At 65.7% G+C, this 20,208-nt stretch carries 19 protein-coding genes and 1 pseudogene; 10 read left to right on the top strand and 10 right to left on the bottom strand.

Annotation, left to right across the window (positions count from 1 at the left end):
* Window positions 1-6 precede the first annotated feature (6 nt).
* Window positions 7-654 carry an O-methyltransferase gene (locus AL3_RS01345; protein WP_066295712.1) on the bottom strand — a complete coding sequence of 216 codons (648 nt, stop codon included), beginning with the start codon at window positions 652-654 and terminating at the stop codon, window positions 7-9.
* Between the two features lie 354 nt (window positions 655-1,008).
* Here AL3_RS01345 and sigE point away from each other — a divergent pair, with 354 nt between their 5' ends.
* The 3 genes from sigE to AL3_RS01330 are packed head-to-tail and all read left to right on the top strand — an operon-like array spanning window position 1,009 to window position 3,049.
* Complete coding sequence (gene sigE / locus AL3_RS01340) at window positions 1,009-1,620, top strand: RNA polymerase sigma factor SigE (RefSeq protein ID WP_066296970.1); 612 nt, start codon at window positions 1,009-1,011, stop codon at window positions 1,618-1,620.
* A 5-nt stretch (window positions 1,621-1,625) separates the two neighbouring features.
* Window positions 1,626-2,546 (top strand): zf-HC2 domain-containing protein, encoded by a 921-nt coding sequence (locus tag AL3_RS01335; RefSeq protein ID WP_066295711.1) that lies wholly within the window; start codon window positions 1,626-1,628, stop codon window positions 2,544-2,546.
* Between the two features lie 50 nt (window positions 2,547-2,596).
* Window positions 2,597-3,049, top strand: coding sequence for a twin-arginine translocase TatA/TatE family subunit (locus AL3_RS01330; RefSeq protein ID WP_066295710.1), 453 nt, complete (start codon window positions 2,597-2,599; stop codon window positions 3,047-3,049).
* A gap of 221 nt (window positions 3,050-3,270) precedes the next feature.
* On the opposite strand, the gene AL3_RS01325 is transcribed toward AL3_RS01330, so the two are convergent.
* From AL3_RS01325 to AL3_RS01315, 3 genes are read right to left on the bottom strand one after another with little or no spacing between them, the layout of a single operon-like run.
* A complete protein-coding gene (locus AL3_RS01325) occupies window positions 3,271-4,425 on the bottom strand; it encodes an Mrp/NBP35 family ATP-binding protein (protein ID WP_246168420.1) in 1,155 nt (384 codons plus the stop codon).
* Window positions 4,426-4,428: 3 nt separating this feature from the next.
* Window positions 4,429-5,022 carry a DUF1003 domain-containing protein gene (locus tag AL3_RS01320; protein WP_066295708.1) on the bottom strand — a complete coding sequence of 198 codons (594 nt, stop codon included), beginning with the start codon at window positions 5,020-5,022 and terminating at the stop codon, window positions 4,429-4,431.
* Window positions 5,015-6,301, bottom strand: coding sequence for a magnesium transporter MgtE N-terminal domain-containing protein (locus tag AL3_RS01315; protein WP_066295706.1), 1,287 nt, complete (start codon window positions 6,299-6,301; stop codon window positions 5,015-5,017). The genes AL3_RS01320 and AL3_RS01315 overlap by 8 nt, the downstream gene beginning before the upstream one ends.
* Window positions 6,302-6,421: 120 nt before the next feature.
* Between AL3_RS01315 and AL3_RS01310 the strand changes: the two genes are divergently transcribed.
* Complete coding sequence (locus AL3_RS01310) at window positions 6,422-7,402, top strand: YflT domain-containing protein (protein WP_066295704.1); 981 nt, start codon at window positions 6,422-6,424, stop codon at window positions 7,400-7,402.
* Between the two features lie 179 nt (window positions 7,403-7,581).
* Here AL3_RS01310 and AL3_RS01305 read toward each other — a convergent pair whose 3' ends face one another.
* Window positions 7,582-9,171 carry an aminopeptidase P family protein gene (locus AL3_RS01305; RefSeq protein WP_370664886.1) on the bottom strand — a complete coding sequence of 530 codons (1,590 nt, stop codon included), beginning with the start codon at window positions 9,169-9,171 and terminating at the stop codon, window positions 7,582-7,584.
* Window positions 9,172-9,272: 101 nt separating this feature from the next.
* On the opposite strand from AL3_RS01305, the gene AL3_RS01300 reads away from it, so the two are divergent.
* The 3 genes from AL3_RS01300 to AL3_RS18765 all read left to right on the top strand — a co-directional run bounded on the left by AL3_RS01300 (window position 9,273) and on the right by AL3_RS18765 (window position 12,483).
* On the top strand, window positions 9,273-10,121 hold the full coding sequence (locus AL3_RS01300; protein WP_066295703.1) for a PHP domain-containing protein: 849 nt from the start codon (window positions 9,273-9,275) through the stop codon (window positions 10,119-10,121).
* A 572-nt stretch (window positions 10,122-10,693) separates the two neighbouring features.
* A complete protein-coding gene (locus tag AL3_RS01295) occupies window positions 10,694-12,283 on the top strand; it encodes a sodium:solute symporter family protein (protein WP_246168422.1) in 1,590 nt (529 codons plus the stop codon).
* 68 nt (window positions 12,284-12,351) lie between these two features.
* Window positions 12,352-12,483, top strand: a complete 132-nt coding sequence (locus AL3_RS18765) for a putative transporter small subunit (protein ID WP_215727396.1) — start codon at window positions 12,352-12,354, stop codon at window positions 12,481-12,483.
* 337 nt (window positions 12,484-12,820) lie between these two features.
* On the opposite strand, the pseudogene AL3_RS01290 reads toward AL3_RS18765, so the two are convergent.
* Window positions 12,821-13,669 (bottom strand): annotated as a pseudogene (locus tag AL3_RS01290) (DNA-methyltransferase); the annotation flags it as partial.
* Window positions 13,670-13,690: 21 nt separating this feature from the next.
* Entirely contained in the window at window positions 13,691-15,355 is a 1,665-nt protein-coding gene (locus tag AL3_RS01285) for a DEAD/DEAH box helicase (RefSeq protein WP_066295702.1), read from the bottom strand.
* Window positions 15,356-15,796: 441 nt separating this feature from the next.
* Here AL3_RS01285 and AL3_RS01280 point away from each other — a divergent pair, with 441 nt between their 5' ends.
* Both AL3_RS01280 and AL3_RS01275 read left to right on the top strand, forming a co-directional pair.
* Entirely contained in the window at window positions 15,797-16,507 is a 711-nt protein-coding gene (locus AL3_RS01280) for a ferritin-like fold-containing protein (RefSeq protein ID WP_083521348.1), read from the top strand.
* 20 nt (window positions 16,508-16,527) lie between these two features.
* Window positions 16,528-17,667: an SGNH/GDSL hydrolase family protein gene (locus AL3_RS01275; protein ID WP_066295701.1), complete on the top strand. Its 1,140-nt coding sequence runs from the start codon at window positions 16,528-16,530 to the stop codon at window positions 17,665-17,667.
* Window positions 17,668-17,674: 7 nt separating this feature from the next.
* On the opposite strand, the gene AL3_RS01270 is transcribed toward AL3_RS01275, so the two are convergent.
* The 3 genes from AL3_RS01270 to AL3_RS01260 are packed head-to-tail and all read right to left on the bottom strand — an operon-like array spanning window position 17,675 to window position 18,869.
* On the bottom strand, window positions 17,675-17,977 hold the full coding sequence (locus AL3_RS01270) for a hypothetical protein (protein WP_066295700.1): 303 nt from the start codon (window positions 17,975-17,977) through the stop codon (window positions 17,675-17,677).
* Window positions 17,978-17,984: 7 nt separating this feature from the next.
* Window positions 17,985-18,209 (bottom strand): DUF3107 domain-containing protein, encoded by a 225-nt coding sequence (locus tag AL3_RS01265; RefSeq protein WP_066295699.1) that lies wholly within the window; start codon window positions 18,207-18,209, stop codon window positions 17,985-17,987.
* Window positions 18,210-18,254: 45 nt separating this feature from the next.
* Window positions 18,255-18,869 (bottom strand): TetR/AcrR family transcriptional regulator, encoded by a 615-nt coding sequence (locus AL3_RS01260; RefSeq protein WP_246168423.1) that lies wholly within the window; start codon window positions 18,867-18,869, stop codon window positions 18,255-18,257.
* A gap of 150 nt (window positions 18,870-19,019) precedes the next feature.
* On the opposite strand from AL3_RS01260, the gene moeB reads away from it, so the two are divergent.
* Window positions 19,020-20,189 carry a molybdopterin-synthase adenylyltransferase MoeB gene (gene moeB, locus AL3_RS01255; protein ID WP_066295698.1) on the top strand — a complete coding sequence of 390 codons (1,170 nt, stop codon included), beginning with the start codon at window positions 19,020-19,022 and terminating at the stop codon, window positions 20,187-20,189.
* Window positions 20,190-20,208 lie beyond the last annotated feature (19 nt).

Raw genomic sequence — 20,208 nt, 5'->3', positions numbered from 1 at the left:
CGGACGCTACCGGCGCGCCGGCAGTACCTTGACGGCCAGCAGGAGGCCGTCCCCGGTTGGCAGGAGCGCGGAGACCAGCGAATCGTTGTCCCGGATGGCCTTGCCCACCTGCCGCATCGTGCTGGTCAGCGGTTCACGTGCCGCCGGATCGGCGACGCGGCCGTTGTCGAGGGCGCCGTTAACGATCAGCAGCCCCCCGGGCTTCAGCAGCCGGACGGCCTGCTCGGTGTAGACGGGGAAGGATGCTTTGTCCGCATCGATAAAAACCAGGTCGTAGGCGTTGTCGGTGAGCCGCGGCAGGACCTCGGCGGCGCGGCCGGAGATGGTCCGGGTCCGGTTTCCCGGAATGCCGGCCTCCGAATAGGCCAGCCGGGCAGCGCGCAGGTGGTCGACGTCGGAGTCAATGGTCGTCAGGACGGAATGCGGGCCGAGTCCGCGCAGCAGGCAAACTCCTGAAACGCCGGCACCCGTCCCCACCTCCACAACGGTCTGTGCCTTCGCGGACGCAGCCAGGACGGTGAGCGCCGCGCCAACTCCGGTACTCACGGGATGTACACCGAGTTCATGGGAACGCTCGCGTGCGCGGAGCAGCACTTCATCCTCGAAGGGCAGGGCCTCCGTGTAGGACCAGTTGGTCTGCTTGTCGGCGCTCATCGGTGTACGTCACTTTCGGTCGGGGTGGCAGGGGAAACCAGGAACAGATCGGAATAAGAAGGAAATAGTCCGGAATGCAGCAGGGGGCGCAGCCGCTGGGCTGGGCCGGCGGCGGACTGCTTTACCAGCTTAAGGCCAGCGGTGCAGCAAACCGGGCTGGCGTGGCCGTGCCGCGGATCTTGTCAGGTGGATGTCGCAGCGAAAGGCACGCCCGCTTGTCTGCCGAACCACGGCATGCTAACAGCGAACTCCCAGAATCATGCGCGAATATTGATGCTGAAGCTGGCGATCAGAGACTGCCCCTACCTCACCGGAAACAAGGCAGCCGACTTGCGCTTTGAAGGGAGGAAGACCATGACCGGGACACTTGACGTTTCAGCGGACGCATCGGCAGGCGCCGACTGGGTGCGTCCGACCTGGGAAGAAGTGGTGCAGGCGCACTCCGCGAAGGTCTACCGCCTGGCGTACCGCCTGACCGGCAACAAACACGACGCCGAGGACCTGACCCAGGAAGTCTTCGTCCGTGTTTTCCGTTCCCTGGCCAACTTCCAGCCCGGAACCCTGGACGGCTGGCTCCACCGGATCACCACCAACCTCTTCCTCGACCAGGCCCGGCGCAGGAGCCGGATCCGGTTCGACGGGATGAGCGAAGAAGCCGAGAGCCGCCTCCCGAGCCCGGGTCCCGGCCCGGAACGTAGTTTCGAATTCAACAACCTCGACGTCGATATCCAGCAGGCGCTGGAAGAACTTCCTCCGGATTTCCGGGCAGCCGTTGTGCTCTGCGACCTTGAAGGGCTGTCCTACGACGAAGTTGCCCGTGCCTTGGGCGTCAAGCTGGGCACCGTACGCTCCCGGATTCACCGCGGGCGGACCATGCTGAAGGAAAAACTGGCCCACCGGGATCCAACCCAGCGCCGGACCCCGGCCGTCAGCCTCAAAATTCCCCGCGTGGTTGGAGCCGGATAGAGAATATGCGCCATCCTCGACGCCATATCCGTGAGTTCCTGGACGATGAACTTCCGCAGCGCAAAAGGGCAGCAGTCCAGGCTCACCTGGAACGCTGCGCACCCTGCCGGTCCCTCGTGGAAGAGGAACGGCGCCTGCGCATCCGGCTGCGGTCCATGAGCATACCGCTGCCGGGGGAGGACCTGGCCCGGCGCATTGTGGCCGGAGGAGCATCCCTGCCGGCCGCCGCGGAGGCCAAACGGCCGCGGACCCGCGCCCGCTACGCCGTCGCCGTCGGCAGTATCCTTACCCTCGTCTCCGGATTCGTCCTGGCTGGTGCCTACGTGCTGGGTACCTTGGCCAACGAACCCTTCTCCGCTCCGCAGCAGGCGCATCTGCTGGCCGGCTGGAACCAGGTAACCCAAAGCCAGACCGGCAAGCTCTCCAGCGACCAGCTGCAGAAGCTCCGTGAAGCCGGCTGGTCCTGCCCGGAGCTCTCCGAACTCGGCTTCACCCTTGAAGAAGCCACCGCCACGCACGTGGCCGGCCAGCCAGCCGTCGCGCTGGTACTCGCCCGCAATGGGGAGAAGATTACGCTGTATGAGCAGCGTCCGGGTGAGGGCGATACGAACGCCAGCGTTCTGCATGCAGTCAGCGAACGGCCGGTAACGGAAGAGGGCTTCACCCTCCAGACCGGGAACTCCGCTACCTCGCCCCGGGTCTGGCGGGATCCGGCGAAGCCCGGCCAGGCAGTGCTGTCCACCGGCAATGTCACCTATACCCTCGCGTCATCTGCGTCGAACGAAATGGTTGCCGGTGCGGTCAGTGAACTGTCGCTGACTGAGTCAGCCCGCCTGCTGGTGCCTTCCAAGGACCGCGATTCCGGGCCGGTGGACCGGGTGATGCGGGGGCTCTCGCTGCTGGCCGGCGCCGGACGTTCACTTTGAGTCCAGACTGGAAGTCGCTTGAACCGGGCGGGAAAAGGTAACCTTCAGAAGTGTTCGGAATAAATGGCTATGAGCTGATCGTGCTGGCAATCCTTGCTGTGGCCGTTCTCGGCCCTGAGCGCCTGCCCGAATACGCCTCCCAGTTGGCCCGCCTGGTCCGCGAACTTCGCCGTATGGCCAGTGGCGCCCGGGAGCAGCTGCGCGAAGAAGTCGGCCCGGAAATTGACGAAGTGGACTGGCGCAAGCTGGACCCGCGGCAGTACGACCCGCGGCGGATCATCAAGGAAGCACTGCTCGACGACGTCGAAGATGCTGTCCGCCCGGCTCCGCGGCAGGGAACCTCCGGGCACCCCGTCCGCAGCGCAGCCACAGCATCCGCAGCCGCAGCGCCGGCGGCCGCAGCCGTTCCGGCTGCCGCAGTGCAGACATCACCGCCGCCCGTGCAGCGCATCGAACGGCTCGCGGCCGGGGAAACTGCTCCCTTCGATGTTGAGGCCACCTAGTCCCGCACCAGGCAGTGCCAGTACGCCGGACGGACCAGCACCTGCCGCCGGAGCGGCCGCCGCAACAGCGTAGCCCCGCGGCCGGCGGATCCTCACCGCCCGGTGACGTGCCGTCAGAGCGGCGCGGCGACATCAGTGTGGCGCCTGCCAATATCGAGGTCCCTTGTCTCCAGTAGCCTGCGGCAGGGCGTCTCCAGTAGCCTGCGGCAGGGCGGAGCCCATCAGGAGCGGGGAGTGACTCCCAGGCTCATCCCCGAGAGTCCCCGCGGACGGCGGGACAGGGTGTGGGCGATTCGCCGCAGCTCAGCACCGGCGCTCCCGTCCTGAGCAGCGGAATCCGTCAGCACCACCGGAAGTCCCGCGTCCCCGCCTTCGCGCAGGCGGACGTCGAGCGGGATGCTGCCGAGCAGCGGGACTCCGTAGCCGAGTGCGCCGGCCAGCCGCTCGGAGACGATCGCACCGCCGCCGGAACCGAAGAGCTCCATCCGTTCCCCGTTCGGCAGGCTCAGCCAGGACATGTTCTCGATGACGCCGGCGACTTTCTGACCGGTCTGGGCGGCAACTGTTCCCGCCCGCTCGGCAACATCCGCCGCCGCAGCCTGCGGCGTCGTGACCACCAGAATCTCAGCCGACGGCAGCAGCTGGCCCACAGAGATAGCGATGTCGCCTGTGCCCGGCGGAAGGTCGAGCAGCAGCACGTCCAGGTCCCCGAAATACACGTCGGTGAGGAACTGCTCCAGTGCCCGGTGCAGCATCGGCCCGCGCCAGGCCACCGGCTGGTTACCGTCGAGGAACATACCGATGGAAATCGTCTTGATGCCGTGGGCCACCGGCGGCAGGATCATCTCGTCGACGCGGGTTGGTGGCGCGGTGATGCCCAGGAGGCCGGGGACGGAGAACCCGTGGACATCGGCGTCGACCACACCCACCCGCAGCCCGGAGGCAGCCATGGCTGCGGCGAGGTTGACCGTGACGGTGGACTTGCCCACCCCGCCCTTGCCGCTGGCGACCGCATAGACACGGGTCAGGGAATCCGGACGGCTGAATGGAATCCCGCGGGCTCCGCCGGGGCCGCGGAGCATCGCCTTGAGCTCTTCGCGCTGCTCCGGGCTCATCACGTCCAGATCAACGTCCACCGAGGTGATGCCGGGAACCGCGGCGAGCTCGCGCTCCACGTCGCCGGTGATGGTTCCGCGCAGCGGGCAGCCCGCAATCGTCAGGAGCACCGAAACGCGGGCGGCGCCGGCGTCGTCCACTTCCACGCTGCGAAGCATGCCCAGCTCGGTAATGGGACGCCGCAGTTCCGGGTCGATGACCCGGCCAAGGGCGGCGCGGGCCTGTTCCTGCAGGGTCTTGCCGGATTCGTTCAAAGGCACTGCTTAGTCTTCTCCTGCTCCGGGCGTAATCTTGGGCAGCGCTGCGGTGGCATCCTGGCCCCGGCGGCGCTGGTTCCGGCGGCTGGAATCGTCCCGGTTGTCATTTGCTTCCAGGAGCTCTTCGAGCAGGCTCCGGATCTCGGAGCGGACATAATCCCGTGTGGCTACTTCGCGCAGGGCGATCCGCAGCTCGGCGATTTCCCGGGTGAGGTACTCCGTGTCCATCAGGTTGCGTTCAGCGCGTTCGCGGTCCTGGCGCATGGACACACGGTCCCGGTCGTCCTGCCGGTTCTGGGCTAGCAGCAGCAGGGGAGCGGCGTAGGAGGCCTGGAGAGACAGCATCAGGGTCAGCAGCGTAAAGCCCAGCGCCACGCTGTCGAAGCGCAGGGACACCGGCCCCCACGTGTTCCAGCCCAGCCAGAGAAGGCAGAAGACCGTCATGTACAGCAGGAACTGCGGGGTGCCCATGAACCGGGCGAAATTCTCCGTGGCGTGGCCAAATGCATCGGGGTTTGGGGACAACCGCGGGAGCCACCGGGTACGGGCGGTGCGCGGGGTATCCAGGCCGTCGGTGCGGGGGCGGTTTTTCTCAGCCATTCTTCCTTCCCTGCCACGTAATGGGGCCGGTGTCATCGGAGGCGCGCCAGTCATCCGGGAGGAGGTGGTCCAGCACATCGTCCACCGTTACGGCTCCCACGAGCCGGCCGCCGTCGTTCACTACCGGCAATGAGTTCAGGTTGTAGGTCGCGAGCATGCGGGAAATCTCGCTGATATCCGCGTAGTCGCGGACCGGTTCAAGGTCAGTGTCCAGGATGTTTCCCAGCGCCTCGGGGGGAGCGGCCCGCAGCAGCTTCTGGATATGCACGACGCCGAGATACCGTCCGGTGGGAGTCTCCAGCGGGGGCCGGCAGACATAAATGGAGGAGGCGAGGGCTGGGGTGAGCTCTTCCTTGCGGACATGGGCCAGGGCCTCGGCCACGGTGGCTTCCGGCGGGAGGATCACGGGCACCGGCGTCATCACCGAGCCGGCAGTATCCTCTTCATATTCCATCAGGCGCCGCACATCGCGGGCGTCTTCGGGCTCCATCAGCTGCAGGAGCTCTTCCTTCTGTTCCTCCGGCAGCTCGTTGAGCAGGTCGGCGGCATCATCCGGATCCATTTCTTCCAGGACGTCGGCGGCGCGCTCAAGGTCAAGTGACTGCAGGATCTGAACCTGATCATCGTCGGGGAGTTCCTGCAGGACGTCGGCGAGGCGCTCATCCTGGAGTTCGCTGGCGACCTCGATGCGGCGTTTGCCGCTCATCTCGTGCAGGGCCTCGGCGAAGTCGGCTGCCTTGAGGTCATCGTGCTGGGCAACGAACTGTGTGGCGGCCTGTGGGCCGGAAATGTCCCAGTGGTAAATCTCGGCCCAGTCCACGATCAGCAGTTCACCGCGCCGGCGCAGTCCGCGGAGCCCTGAAGCCTGACCGCCGCGGCGGACGAAGAGGCTGGAGACATGCCAGTCCCCGGCACGGTTCTGCTCAATGGCAATATCCTCGACGGTGGCCTCGCCGCCGTTGTCCGCCAGGATCACCTTGCTGTCGAAAAGCTCGGCGACCACCAGCATTTCCGCGCCGCGCTGCTGGAAACGGCGCAGATTGACCAGCCCGGTGCAGATGATCTGGCTCGGGTCCATGGAGGTGATCCGCGTGATCGGCACGAAGACCCGTTTTTTGCCCGGGACCTCGACGACGATTCCCACGGCCTGGGGCGGCCTGCCCGCGCCGCGGTCCAGCACCACGGCATCGCGGAGGCGGCCCAGACGGTCCCCGAGCGGATCGAAGACATCCAGGCCGAGCAGCCGTGCAATGAAGACTCGGGTGGGATTTGTGCTCACCCTTCTTAGGCTACTTGGCGGCGGCGGGATCGGCGTATTACGGCGCCGCCATCCGGGCCCGGCGTTCACTGCGAGCGATACATTCCCCCACAACAGCCCCACGTGCGAAAGAATGGTGGAATGTCGAACCTATTTGGTGGATCAACGCAGCGGGACCCGGGACGCAACCTGCCACGCGGCGAACTCGTGGGCCGTTACACCGCGTACCTGGATGCCCAGAAGGCGGTGGACTACCTGGCGGATTCGAAGTTCCCCGTCCAGCTTGTCTCCATTGTCGGCAACGAGCTGAAATCAGTGGAGCGGGTGACCGGAAGACTGTCCTATCCGCGGGTGGCGTTGTCCAGCGCCGCCACCGGTGCCTGGTTCGGTCTCTTCGTGGGGCTTGCCCTGATGCTGTTCGGCGGCGGCGATTCCTATATCTCGCTGATCCCGTCCATGGCGCTCGGTGCCGTCTTCTGGCTGCTGTTCGGAGTGCTGGCGTACGCCTTCCAGCGCGGCCGCCGGGATTTCACCTCAACCAGCCAGGTCATCGCCACCAGTTACGACGTCGTGGTGGCGCCTGAGGCTGCCAATGAAGCCCGGAGGCTGCTGCAGCAGCTGCCCATGGTGGGGCAGAGCGGGCATCCGGCAGCTTCGCAGGGACAGCCGCCCTACCAGGGACCGCAGGGGCAGCCGCCGTACCAGGGGCAGCCGCCCTACCAGGGACCGCAGGGGCCGCAGCAGGGCCAGGCGCCTCAGCGCCCGTCCACATGGGCAGATCCCTACGGTGCCCGCGGCGCCGGCACCTCCGGCGAAGCTGTGTCCGGCGGAGCGGGCGCTCACGCTGCCGCAGCCCAGGGGCAGCCCGCCGAGCAGCAGGCACCGGCTGGGCAGGCTCCGCCCCGGGGCCAGTTCCCCGATCTGCCGGACGGCCGGCCCCGTTATGGTGTCCGGCTCCCGGATGCTGTCCCGGCCGCCCAGAACGACAGTGGTGCTGGTTCCCCGGAACCTGGAGCTGCTGCACCTGAAACTGCGGCGCCTGAAGCTGCCGCACCTGAAGCCCCGGCAACCGATGCCGCGCAGAATGAAACACCCCCGGAGCAGAAGGACGGGAACCGCTGATCCCAGCAGGGTCCGGGCCGGCGCAGCCGCTCAGCATGGGGCCGGCAAAAGCCACCGCCCTTGAGAATTGCCGCCCATGAGGATCTCAGCCCATAAGAACTACAGCCCATAAAAATACCCGCCCGGATCATCCGGGCGGGTATTTTTATGGCTCGGGCTGTTTCGGCCCCGGGCAGCTGCTAGGCGTAGATGCCGGCCATCCAGGCCTCGACGTCGTCCGGGTTGCGCGGCAGCGCGTCGCTGAGGTTTACCGGGCCGTCAGCGGTGATCAGGACGTCGTCCTCGATCCGGACGCCGATTCCGCGGTATTCCTCGGGGATGGTGAGGTCTTCCTTCTTGAAGTACAGGCCGGGTTCGATGGTGAAGACCATGCCTTCCTCGATGACACCGTCCAGGTACAGCTCGCGGCGTGCCTGGGCGCAGTCATGGACATCCAGGCCGAGGTGGTGGCTGGTGCCGTGCGGCATCCAGCGGCGGTGCTGCTGGCCCTCATCGGAAAGCGCTTCCTCGAGCGGAACCGGAAGCAGTCCCCAGTCCTGAAGGCGTTCGGCAAGGACCCGAACTGCGGCAGCATGCACGTCACGGAACTTGTTTCCCGGCTTGGCCGCAGCGAAGCCGGCATCGGCGGCGTCCAGCACAGCCTGGTAGACCCGGCGCTGCACCTCGGAGAACTTGCCGTTGACCGGCAGGGTGCGGGTGACATCTGCGGTGTAGAGGCTCTCCGCCTCGACTCCGGCGTCGAGCAGCAGCAGGTCACCTGCCTGCACAGCGCCGTTGTTCCTGATCCAGTGCAGGACGGTGGCATTGTTGCCGGCCGCGGCGATGGTGTCGTATCCCAGCTCGTTGCCCTCTTCGCGTGCCCGGGCAAAAAACGCGCCTTCCACGACGCGCTCCCCCCGCGGGTGGGCGATGGCGCGGGGAAGGGCCTTCACCACCTCGGTGAAGCCGTTGACGGTTGCGGCGACGGCTTCACGCATCTGGGCGATTTCCCAGTCGTCCTTGATCAGCCGGAGCTCGGAGAGCGCCTCGGTGACTTCATCGTCCAGGGCGTCCAGTGCCGAGAGGTCAACGTTTTCCGGGTCGGGAGCAGTGTTGTAGCGGACGGTGTCGACCAGGGCATCGACCATCTCGTCCACCTTCCGCAGCAGACGGACCGGGGTGCCGCCAAACTGCGGATCGCCGACGTTCGCGGTGATTGCGGTTTCAGCTTCCGACAGGTCACGGGTGGGCAGGCCAACGAGGGCGCTGATTTCAGCCAGGCCGAGCCGCGAGCCGATCCAGAATGCTCCGTAGCGTGCGTTGGAGTAGAACTCCTCGCTGTCGGTTCCGGCGAGCGGCCGGAAGTACAGGGTGGCAGTGTGGTGGCCGCCGTCGTCGCCGGTTCCTTCTTCCACGGGCTCCATAACCAGCACCGCGTCCGGCTCGTGGTCCAGGCCGAGCCCCGTGAGGTGGGCGAAGCCGGAGTGGGGCCGGAACCGGTAATCGGTGTCATTGGAACGGACCTTCAGCGGACCGGCGGGGATGACCAAACGCAGTCCCTTGAACCGCTCGGACAGGGCCCGGCGCCGGGCGGCGGCATACGGGGCCACTTCCGACTGCTGGGGCAGTTCGTGCGCCTCGGCGGCCCAGCCGGAGGACATAAAGTCCTTGAAAGCCTGAGATGTGGGGCGCTGGGAGCGGTTGTTTACGCGGTCATCGAGCGGCTGTCCCTCCGACAGTTCTTCGAGGCCGGAGTCAGCAGTGTCTGGGGAAATGGCGTCAGTACTCACCTGTACATGGTCTCACCGCCCATAACCTGGGCCAAACACCTCCGGCGCGGAGCGGGACCGGCCTGCGGAACCTGGGGCGGCGGAGCGCGTAGATTGGTGGGGTGAGAATCGACCTGCATACCCATTCCAATGTTTCGGACGGAACTGAGCCGCCCGGTGCCGTGATGGCTGCAGCCAGCGCCGCCGGCCTGGATGCCGTCGCGCTGACGGACCACGATTCCACGGCTGGCTGGGGCGAAGCGGCGGAAGCGGCGCGCGGGCTGGGCCTGGTGTTCGTCCCGGGCATGGAGGTCTCCTGCCGGACGGCAGACGGTATCAGCGTGCATGTGCTTTCCTACCTGCATGATCCCGAGCACCCCGGGCTGCTGGCTGAGATCGCCAAGTCCAGGTCGGCACGTGTCACCCGGGCCGAACGGATGGTGGAACGCCTGGCGGAGGACTATCCGATCAGCTGGCAGGACGTTCAGGCGCAGGTGGCCCCCGGCGCAACCATTGGCCGCCCGCACATAGCCGACGCACTGGTGGCAGCCGGCGTGGTCCCCACCAGATCGGCGGCTTTCGCCGGCATCCTGACGGCGCGTTCGCGGTATTTCGTGGCACATTACGCCCCGGACCCGGCTGCGGCCGTGGAACTGATCCGCGATGCAGGAGGGGTACCCGTTTTTGCCCACCCGGAGGCTTCCTCCCGCGGCCGGGTGGTCAACGAAAAGACGTACCACGAGATGATCGACGCCGGCTTGGCAGGACTGGAAATCGACCACAGGGACAATCCGGAAGCCGGCCGTGAATTCCTGCGCGGCCTGGCCCGGCGGCATTCCCTCCTGGTCACCGGCTCCAGCGACTACCACGGCACCGGCAAACCGAATGTGCTGGGGGAGTGCACCACCGCCCCGGCAGTCCTGGAAAAAATGGCCGAACTTGGCACCGGAACGGGTCTGATCACTCCGTAGAGGGCCCCCGCTGGAGACTGCTGTTCCGCTGCCGCGCACCAGCCGGACGCGGACATAGCTCATTTCAGCAGCTTTTACAAAATGGCATCCGGGAAAGCCCGGCGAAATCAGGCCGGACGCTTCGAAGCCTAACTGTAACAATTCATATTGCTTATTAGTCAATTGAAATATGTTATGTTGTAAAAAGTCCGAGGGTGCCCGGGGATGGCATTCGCGGACCGGAGACCTGTGCCCTGACGTCACAGGGTGCATCCTGGACGCAGCTTAGGCTGCAGGCCGCGGTTCGAGTGAACTCACCGCAGGCTGGGCGGCGCTATGAGCGCCGTATCCCCGATGAGCAGGGCTGCCCGCAGGGGTTCTTTCGCGGAATGATCTGTTTCCGCACGCTGCACCTGCCATCTTTCGCAAGGTCCGCCGAACGCGGTTCGTGGCCTTTTCGCATGAGTGACCCGCGGTGCCGGACCGGCTGCGGAGGAGAGGAATATGTGGTTGACGACGGAGTGGAGTTTTATCAGCTGGGCGCGTGGACAGTAGTTGCGCTGTTTATCCTGTTTTACGGCGGGACATTCCTAATGTCAGCGCTAATTGGTAAAAAGAATGAAAATGCCGACGGTTACATGACTGCCGGAAATAAGATCGGATTCGGTGTTTCGGCTGCCAGCATGACGGCCACCTGGATCTGGGCGTCCTCCATGTACGCCTCGGCAACGTCCGGTTATACCTATGGGATCTCCGGGCCAATCCACTACGGGCTGTGGGGCGCCCTGATGATTCTGTTTATCTACCCGTTCGGGCGGAGGATCCGCAAGGTTGCCCCTAAAGCGCATACCCTGGCGGAGGTTATGCGTGCCCGGCACGGAAAATCGAGCCAGCTGATGCTCGCGGGATCCAATGTGGTGGGCAGCGTCATTTCACTGACCTCAAACTTCATCGCGGGCGGCGCGCTGGTCGCGCTGCTGTCCCCTTTCAGCTTTCAGCAGGGCATCGTCGCCGTGGCTGCCGGAGTGCTGCTGTATACGCTGTGGTCCGGGTTCAGGGCCTCTGTCCTGACCGACTTTGCCCAGGTGGTGGCCATGCTCGGCGCCGTCGTCGTCATTATTCCCGTGGTGTTTTTTGCCGCTGGAGGGCCGGGAATGTTTGAGGCAGGGGCAGCTAACCTCACGGCGGAGCAATCAAACTTCTTCTCGTCCGAGGCCTTCCTGAACCAGGGGGCACCCTATATTGCCGCGGTCCTTGCCTATGCCATCGGTAACCAGACCATTGCCCAGCGGCTGTTCGCGGTCCGGGAAGACCTGATCAAGAAGACCTTCGTCACCGCCACCATTGGATACGGTGCCACAGTCATCGGCATCGGCATGCTCGGCGTAATGGCCCTGTACCTGGGTATCAGCCCGGCGGAGGGCGACCTGAACAACCTCATCCCGCAGATGGCCTCCACCTACCTGGGCCCGGTTCTCCTCGGCGTTTTCTTCATCATGATCCTCGGTTCGCTTTCTTCCACCGCCGACTCTGATCTCTCCGCACTTTCGGCCATCATGATGGCCGATGTCTACGGCCAGAACATTGCCCGGAAGGGCAAGGCCAACCCCCGGACCATGCTGATGATCGGCCGGATCTCCATGGTGGTGGCCACAGGCGCCGGGCTCTACTTCGCCAGCGGACGGATGAACATCCTTGATCTGCTGGTCTTCGTCGGTGCGCTCTGGGGTGCCCTCGTTTTCCCGGTGCTGGCGAGCTTCTACTGGACGAAGGTTACGAACAAGGCCTTCACGGTCTCCGTCCTGGCGGCCCTGGCGGTTTTCCTTCCCGTGCGGTTTGGCTGGCTGCCCATGGACGGAGCCACCGGCTATGTCTTTGACGCCGTCTCCGTGGTGGGCATCGGGGTGGTCCTGGGGCTGATGGCCTTCGGCTTCTTCGGCCTCCGCGCCGCCCTGATCATCGGTGCGGCCGGCGCGCTGCTTTCAGCACCTTTCGTGATGGGCTTCCTGCACGACTACGAAGTGCTGACCGGTTCACTGGTGGCCTATGCGGTCAGCACAGTGATCTGTTTCCTCATGTCCTTCCGCAACCGGAACGAATTCGATTTTGCGCTGATACAGCAGCGGATCGGTGACTACGACCAGCGCCCGCTGGAACCGGCTGCATCCGCAGCTCGGCCCTGATACCGCAGCCGGGCCCTGACCCCGCCACCTGCAACCGCCAGCCACCTACGACCCTTAGGAGCATCACCATGGCAGCATTCTGGCTTACCGTTTATGTCCTTATCTGGCCCGTTGTGGTCGCCGGCACCCTGGCAGTTATCTGCCGGGGGTTCTTCCGGGACTGGGCCGAGTCCCGCCGCGAAGGCCGCAGCATCATCTAGTTCAGTTCAGTTCAGTCCAGTCAGCCGGAGCTGTCCAGGGCCCGGGACAGTGAAAAGCGCCGCAGCAGCAGGAGTTCCTGCTGCTGCGGCGCTTAAGCACACTGCGGGCTGAAGCCGGCTAACCGGCGTCGACGGTGTCCGCATCGATCCTGCCCACATCGACACTGCCCACGTTGACACTGCTGTTCACTTCCGCGGCATCCGCGGCATCCGCGGGTGCCGCCGGAGCCGTTCCCGCCGCGCTCACAGGCGCGGCTTTCAGCGGCAGAGCAGCCTTGGCCCTGGCACGGGAAGGCCGCGGTTTTTTGGCGGCTGCGGCTTTCACCGGGACAACGACGGCGGCGGCGTGCCCCAGCCGCTGCTCCATCACTTCGATCGCCTGCGGGTTGGCATCCACGCAGACGAATTTCCGGTTGAGCTTCGCGGCGACGGCACCCAGGGTTCCGGAACCCGCGAAGAAATCCAGGACCCAGTCACCCTCGCGGCTGCTGGCGGCCACTGCCCGGCGCAGCAGGCCTTCCGGCTTCTGCGTGGGATAACCCGTCTTTTCCCGGCCCGTGGGGGAGACGATCGTATGCCACCAGACATCCGTGGGCAGTTTCCCCAGCGCAACCTTTTCCGGCGTGACCAGTCCCGGAGCCATGTACGGCTCACGGTCCACTTCCGCGTTGTCAAAGTGGTAGGTGTTCGGGTTTTTGACGTACACCAGGATGTTGTCGTGCTTGGCCGGCCAGCGGCTCTTGGCCCGGCCGCCGTAGTCGTAGGCCCAGATGATCTCGTTCAGGAAGCAGTCGCGCCCGAACAGCGCATCCAGCATCACCTTCACATAGTGGACCTCGCGGTAGTCCAGGTGCACGTACAGTGTCCCGTCCTCCGCCAGCAGGCGCCATGCTTCGGCCAGCCGTGGTTCCAGGAACGCCCAGTAGTCCTCGAAGGCATCGTCGTAGCTGGAGAGCAGGCCCTTGACCGTGGTGTAGCTCCGGCCCTTGAAACCCGTCCTGTCGCCGCTGCCGTCGGCGCTGCGGACCATGGTGGTCTGCTGGCGCCGCTGCGCCCGGCCCGTGTTGAACGGCGGGTCGACGTAGATCATCGTGAAGGCGCCGCCCGGCAAGGTCGGCAGGTAGTCCGCATTGTCTGCATGGACTACCAGCGACCCGCCGTCCGGCGTCCAGGTAGGTGTGCTCATCCGTGCCGCAAAATTCCCGCCCTATTCGGCTGCGGGAGCCTTGCTGACCACTTCGCCGTTGCGGCGGCGGGTGCGGCTGCGGTTACGGCGCGGGCGGTCCGCCTTGGGGGCGTCGCCACCGGTGGCCGGTGCCGTCTCGCCTGCTGCGGCCGGTGCCTTGTCGGTGCTGCTGCGGCGGGCTCCGTCGCGCGGGGCGCGGGTCCGCTCACCGCTGCGGCCGCCGTCGGAGCTGCGGCCGCCGCGTGAACGCGAATCCGATCCGGCATCCGAGCGGGCCGGCCGGCGTCCGCCGGACTTCCCGGTTTCGCCCAGGTCTTCAAGCTTCTCCGCATCGATGCCGGCCAGGACGCGCTTGTTGCGGGGCAGCCGGCCCTTGGTGCCTTCCGGGATATCCAGGTCGGTGTAGAGGTGAGGGGACGAGGAATAGGTCTCCACCGGCTCGGCCTGGTCCATGCCCAGGGCCTTGTTGATCAGGCCCCAGCGGGGAACATCGTCCCAGTCAACGAAAGTGACGGCCGTGCCCTTGTTGCCGGCGCGGCCGGTACGGCCAACCCGGTGCAGGTAGGTCTTTTCGTCTTCGGGGCACTGGTAGTTGATGACGTGGGTGACGTCATCAACGTCGATGCCGCGGGCGGCCACATCGGTGGCCACCAGGACGTCGACCTTCTCATTGCGGAAGGCACGCATGGCCTGCTCGCGGGCGCCCTGGCCAAGGTCGCCGTGCATGGCAGCCACGGCGAAGCCGCGGTCCACGAGTTCCTCGGAGAGCTTTGCCGCGGTGCGCTTGGTCTTGGTGAAGATGATGGTGCGGCCGCGGCCGCGGGCCTGCAGAATCCGGGCCACAACTTCGCTCTTGTCGAGGTTGTGTGCGCGGTAGACAACCTGACGGATGTCCTTCTTCGTCAGGCCTTCGTCATCAGGATCCGCTGCCCGGATGTGGGTGGGCTTGGTCATGTAGCGCCGGGCCATGGAGACGACGGCGCCGGGCATGGTGGCCGAGAAGAGCAGGGTCTGGCGCACGGCGGGGGTGGCTGCCATGAGGGTTTCGACGTCGGGCAGGAAGCCGAGGTCCAGCATTTCGTCGGCTTCGTCCAGGACGACGATCCGCACGTTCTTCAGCGAGAGCTGCTTCTTGTTGTAAAGGTCGATCAACCGGCCCGGCGTTCCGACGACGATTTCGACGCCGGCAGCCAGCGCCTCGATCTGCGGTTCGTAGGCACGGCCGCCGTAGATGGTGACAATCCGGGCGCCGCGGCGGCGGGCAGCAGTGGTGAGGTCGCCGGCCACCTGGACGGCAAGTTCGCGGGTCGGGACCACGATCAGGGCCTGCGGGGCGCCGGGGACGGCAAGGTCCGCGTAGCCCTCATCAGCCGGGGCAATCACACGCTGCAGCGCGGGGATGCCGAAGCCCAGGGTCTTGCCCGTGCCGGTCTTGGCCTGGCCAATGATGTCGTGCCCGCCCAGCGCGACCGGAAGGGTCATCGACTGGATGGGGAAGGGGTGGGTGATTCCGGCGTCAGCCAGGGACTCCACGATGTCTGCACGCACGCCGAAATCCGCGAACGTCAGTTCGGGGATTTCCGCAGCTGCTTCCGTGGTTGCCAGGGTCTCGGCTACATCGAGTTCTTCATTGCTGTCATCGGCGGTCAACTGAGCGTCGCCGATCTGTGAAAGTTCAGTGTTCAATTACATACCGTTCAGTTAGGCATTCCTGCCGGCCGCGCTCGACGAGGGGGCTGATAAAGCCCGTCCCGGAGCGGACGGCGCGCAGGTGATGCGTCCAGCGGAAGCCGATCGCGGGCTAACAACTGCTGGCCACTCCAACTGCATTCGGCAAAGGCAGTGGCCGGGAAATATCAAGATCGCGTAGGTACTGCGGGTCTCACAACCAGATTGGTGCATGTACATACGACGTGCGTACAACTGGCTCTTCAAGATGATGGGAACGACCGGGCATCCATTTACTACCATTCCAGTCTACCCGGTACAGCCGTGCACCGGGCGCATTGGGTGCCGGCGGGCGTTCCGCGCTCCCGTGCGGACGGGGCGGGCTGCCGGCATGACGGACTTTGAACGGCCGGGAGTGCCGCGCGTCCGCAGGCCAGGGCGCACCGGTACGCTGGGGATATGAGTGAGAACAAGCCGCCGGCGGCCAGCGGCCAGGGACCCGCCGCCGGGATGCCACCGGCCTACCAGCAGTTCCTGACCGACCTGTTTGGTGTTATTGCCTATGGTGAGCTTTCCGCCTTCGAACGGATGTCCTCCGATGCACGATTCTCACCCACTCTGCACGACCGGGCCACGCTGGGCCGGCTGGCGGTTCGTGAATACGCCCACTTTGAGCGGGTGAGCCGGCATCTCGAGAATCTCGGTGCCGACCCGGAAGAGGCCATGGCGCCCTTCCAGCAGTCAGTGGACGCTTTCCACGACCGCACCCGGCCGGGGGACTGGTATGAATCCCTCATGAAGTTCTACGTCACGGACGCGATCTCCGATGACTTCTATGCGGCTCTCGGTTCCCGGCTGGACCCGGAGAGCAGTGCCCTGATCTCCTCCCTTCACGGCAGCAGCGAAGCTCCCGGCGAAGTGCTTTTTGACCGCCTGCAGCGTTCACTCAAGGACGATCCCCGGCTCGCGTCCCGGTTGGCGCTTTGGGGCCGGCGGCTGGTGGGGGAAGCCCTGACACAGGCTCAGCGCGTTGTGATCGAACGGGCGTTCCCCAAAGGGCTGGCAGATGCGCTCAGCACCGAGGAATACGACACCCAGGTCCGGGAACTGTTCAGCCAGCTCACCCGCAACCACTCGCGGCGCATGTCCCTGCTGGGCCTGACCGCCTGAGCGCTGGCCGGGGGGCACACATGTCAGGAAGATTCATCCGTCCGTTCCGCCGGGCTCTTGCCGCGGCTGCAGTGCTGGCGTTTGCCGCGGGTGCGGCCGGCTGCGGGGTGGCTGCTCCGGCAGCGCCCGCACCCGCAGCAACCCAGGCCGATGACTCCGTGGAAAACCCGGAAGACGAACCGGGGAAGCCGCAGGCCGGGGGACCGGCGCAGATCAGCGCCGAGCCCATGGCCTCGGATGCCGGTCCCGTCCCGCCACCAGCCGGTGTTCCAGCTTCGGCCTGGGGCGCGATGCTGCGCTTCGCGGAACTGCGCCAGGACACCGGGCGGCCGCTGGCGGAAGCGACCGGCGACCCTGATTGCTCTCTTCCCGGGCCGGGATGTGCCTGGCCCCATGCGGCCGAAACCGTTGTGTGGTCCGCTGCCTCCGGAACCCGTGCCCTGCGGACCGAAGTCTTCACCAGATGGAAGGCGGCGGGACGGACCCAGCTGGGCTGGCCTGTCTCTTCGGAATACCGTTTCGGCGGGGATTACCGCACTGATTTCCAAAAAGGGTCGTTAATGTACGTTCCCCGGCTCGGACGGGTCATGGCCTATGATCCCGGCGTGGAAAAATCCGCCGTCGTTATCGGGGACTCGCAGGCAGGCAAGGACACCTGGGTAGGGAAGGGACTGGCGTCACTTGGCTACGCGCCGGTGATCCTCGGCGCCGGCGGTACCGGGTACACCCGCGGCAACGGAACCGTGGACAGCTACCCCGAGGCCCTTGAGGAAGAGGAATGGCTGCTGCCCTGGGGAACGCCCGCGCTGGTCATCCTGCAGGGCGGCGGCAACGACGCCTACGGGCCCAGCAACCAGGCGATCCGGCACAACGCCATCCAGCTGATCCGGGAAGTCCGGCGCACGTACCCCGAAGCCCGGATCGTCGTCGTCGGTGTCATTGGCAGCGGCAGCGGGCGCCGCGGGGAAATTGATGACCTCATGGGCCGCGTGGCCGCGGAGCAGCAGCTGGAATTCCTGAGCGTCAAGGACTGGTGGAGCAGATATGCGCTCAGTTCGAAACTGGAGGACGGGATGCACCTGGGCAAGGCCGGCCACGACGCGGCGGCACCGGTTTTTGCCCGTGAACTCAAGGGGATCCTGGACCGCCCACGTCCTTAGCCGCGGGCTAGAGCTTCAGAATGCGTTCCAGCTCGGCGTTATCCCGTGCGCTGCGCGGAGGAACCACGGTCAGAGCCGCGGCAACGGCCGCCGCGGGGCCGACAGCCACTGGAACAGCCCACGTCAGCCAGGCAAATTCGGAGCTGGCACCGGTACCGGAAAACTGCAGGATGATCCAGGCCAGGAGCCCTGCCGCCAGGGAGATCCCCGGCAGCAGGAGAATGCCGTACCGCTGCCTGCGCCGGTCGGCACCCCAAATGATGAAACCGGCGGAGACGGTGCCGGCGGCGGCAAGCATCAGCTCCAGCATGGGTGGCCTAGAGAGCGCCGAATCCGACGCGGCGTACTTCCTCCGCGCCAATCTCGACATATCCGATAACACCAGCGGGAACGATAATGAGGCGTCCCTTTTCATCCGTCAGGCGCAGTTCCTTCGCGCCGTTAATGGCCTCGGCGACGGTGTCGGCGACCTGGTCCGCGCTCTGCCCGGACTCGAAAACAATCTCGCGTCCGACGTTCTGGATACCGATCTTAACTTCCACCGTGGTGCCTCCTGTTTAAATGAACTCAGTGGAATGAAATCTACTCTAGATTTCCTTGGGGAAACGGCTGATTCCGCGCCAAGCTAAACGGTAGACCAGCTCACTGGCGGCATCGATGTCCAGATCGCCGCCGGTCTCCAGCCAGTAGCGGGCGCTGACCTGCGCCATTCCCGCCATGGCCCGGCCCAGAAGGGTTGCCTCGATATGGGAGAGCTTGGTGTCCTCGGCGATCACGTCGGCGATGTCGCTGGCGAACCGTGCATTGAATTCTTCGATCCGCGAGCTGACTTCCTTGTCGCTGGTCAGGTCCGACTCGAAGACGAGCCGGTGCCCCTGGCTGTCCTGGGCCACGAAACGGAAGTAGGCCCGCATGGTCTCACGGACCCGGAGCTTGTTATCCGTGGTGGAGGTCAGCGCGGTCTGCAGGAACCGGGTCAGCGTGCCCAGGTGGTCCTCCAGCAGGGCCAGGTAGAGTTCGCGCTTGCCGGGAAAATGCTGGTAGAGCACCGGCTTGCTGACCTGCGCGGTCTCGGCGATCTCATCCATGGCGGCACCGTGGAAACCGTGGCTGACGAAAACTTCCTGCGCCGCCTGCATCAGTTGCCTGCGGCGTTCTTCCCGGGGGAGCCGGGTGGACTTGCCGGCGGGCTGGTTGCTCACGTGTGAAGGGCCTCTCAGAGTTTTCCCGGGTTCACACCCGGCGCAATCGAACAACAGTTTACCCACCGGTAACCGGCAGGGAAGCGAACCGGGCGCCGCATGTGGCGCAGCTCTCGAATTCCCTCCGCCCGTGGGCATAGATTGGAAGGCATGAGTACTGCTGATCTGCCGCCGCTGGTCGACCCGGCCCCGGAACTGAGCCGTGAAGAGGCAGAACGCTATTCACGGCACCTCATTCTCCCCGGATTCGGCGTCCCGGCGCAGCTTCGCCTGAAGAACGCCCGGGTGCTGGTGATCGGTGCCGGGGGACTGGGCTCGCCCGCCCTGTTGTATCTGGCTGCGGCGGGAGTGGGAACGCTGGGCATCGTGGACGAGGACACCGTGGAAACCTCGAACCTCCAGCGCCAGGTGATCCATACGGCGGCGGATGTCGGGCGCTCCAAGGCGGAGTCCGCCCGCGCCGCAGTGCTGGCGCTGAATCCGCTGGTGAACGTCGTCCTGCACGAGGTTCACCTGGATGCGGGAAATGTCCTGGAGATTTTCGCCGGCTATGACCTCATCCTGGACGGAACGGACAACTTCGCCACCCGCTACCTCGTCAATGATGCCGCGGAAATCCTGCGCAAACCGTATGTCTGGGGATCCATCCTCCGGTTCGATGGCCAGGTGAGCGTTTTCTGGGGTGCGCACGGCCCGACCTACCGGGATCTCTACCCCGAGCCGCCCGCGCCCGGTGCCGTACCCTCCTGCGCCGAAGGCGGGGTCCTGGGCGTCCTATGCGCCCAAGTCGGATCAGTGATGGTCAACGAGGCGATCAAGCTGATCACCGGAACGGGACGCCCGCTGCTGGGCCGGCTCCTGGTCTTCAACGCCCTGGACATGAGCTGGCGGGAGGTGGGTCTGCGGGCCGACCCCGAGCGTGCCCCTGTCACGGAACTCATTGACTACCAGTCCTTCTGCGGCCTGACTCCGGCCGGGGACGCTGAACCCGTCCCGAGCATCGGCGTTGCGGAGCTCGCCATCCTGCTGGCCGACCGCCGGGCCGGCCGTGCCGACTTCGACCTGCTGGACGTGCGGGAGCCCGGGGAACACGAAATCGTCAGCATCGAAGGGGCGGACCTGGTGCCGCGGGCCGGAATTCTCTCCGGAAGCGTGGTTCCGGATCCGCTGCGCACCGTCTACGTGCACTGCAAGTCCGGGGGACGTTCGGCGGAGGTGACGGCCTTCCTGCGCGGCAGGGGATATGAACGCGCGTTCAACGTCAGCGGCGGGGTACTTGACTGGGTGCGCGAGGTGGAGCCGCACAAACCTGTCTACTAGCCGCAGCGGATCCGAAGGA

The sequence above is a fragment of the Arthrobacter luteolus NBRC 107841 genome (assembly GCF_001552075.1).
Classification (GTDB): Bacteria; Actinomycetota; Actinomycetes; order Actinomycetales; family Micrococcaceae; genus Arthrobacter_B; species Arthrobacter_B luteolus.
This window is presented reverse-complemented; position numbering and strand designations above follow the sequence as displayed.

Excerpts from the sequence above, each read along its gene's own strand:
- AL3_RS01345 (WP_066295712.1), bottom strand. The coding sequence starts at position 654 with ATGAGCGCCGACAAGCAGACCAACTGGTCCTACACGGAGGCCCTGCCC.
- sigE (WP_066296970.1), top strand. The coding sequence starts at position 1,009 with ATGACCGGGACACTTGACGTTTCAGCGGACGCATCGGCAGGCGCCGAC.
- AL3_RS01335 (WP_066295711.1), top strand. The coding sequence starts at position 1,626 with ATGCGCCATCCTCGACGCCATATCCGTGAGTTCCTGGACGATGAACTT.
- AL3_RS01320 (WP_066295708.1), bottom strand. The coding sequence starts at position 5,022 with ATGGCTGAGAAAAACCGCCCCCGCACCGACGGCCTGGATACCCCGCGC.
- AL3_RS01310 (WP_066295704.1), top strand. The coding sequence starts at position 6,422 with ATGTCGAACCTATTTGGTGGATCAACGCAGCGGGACCCGGGACGCAAC.
- AL3_RS01295 (WP_246168422.1), top strand. The coding sequence starts at position 10,694 with ATGTCAGCGCTAATTGGTAAAAAGAATGAAAATGCCGACGGTTACATG.
- AL3_RS18765 (WP_215727396.1), top strand. The coding sequence starts at position 12,352 with ATGGCAGCATTCTGGCTTACCGTTTATGTCCTTATCTGGCCCGTTGTG.
- AL3_RS01280 (WP_083521348.1), top strand. The coding sequence starts at position 15,797 with ATGAGTGAGAACAAGCCGCCGGCGGCCAGCGGCCAGGGACCCGCCGCC.
- AL3_RS01275 (WP_066295701.1), top strand. The coding sequence starts at position 16,528 with ATGTCAGGAAGATTCATCCGTCCGTTCCGCCGGGCTCTTGCCGCGGCT.
- AL3_RS01270 (WP_066295700.1), bottom strand. The coding sequence starts at position 17,977 with ATGCTGGAGCTGATGCTTGCCGCCGCCGGCACCGTCTCCGCCGGTTTC.
- moeB (WP_066295698.1), top strand. The coding sequence starts at position 19,020 with ATGAGTACTGCTGATCTGCCGCCGCTGGTCGACCCGGCCCCGGAACTG.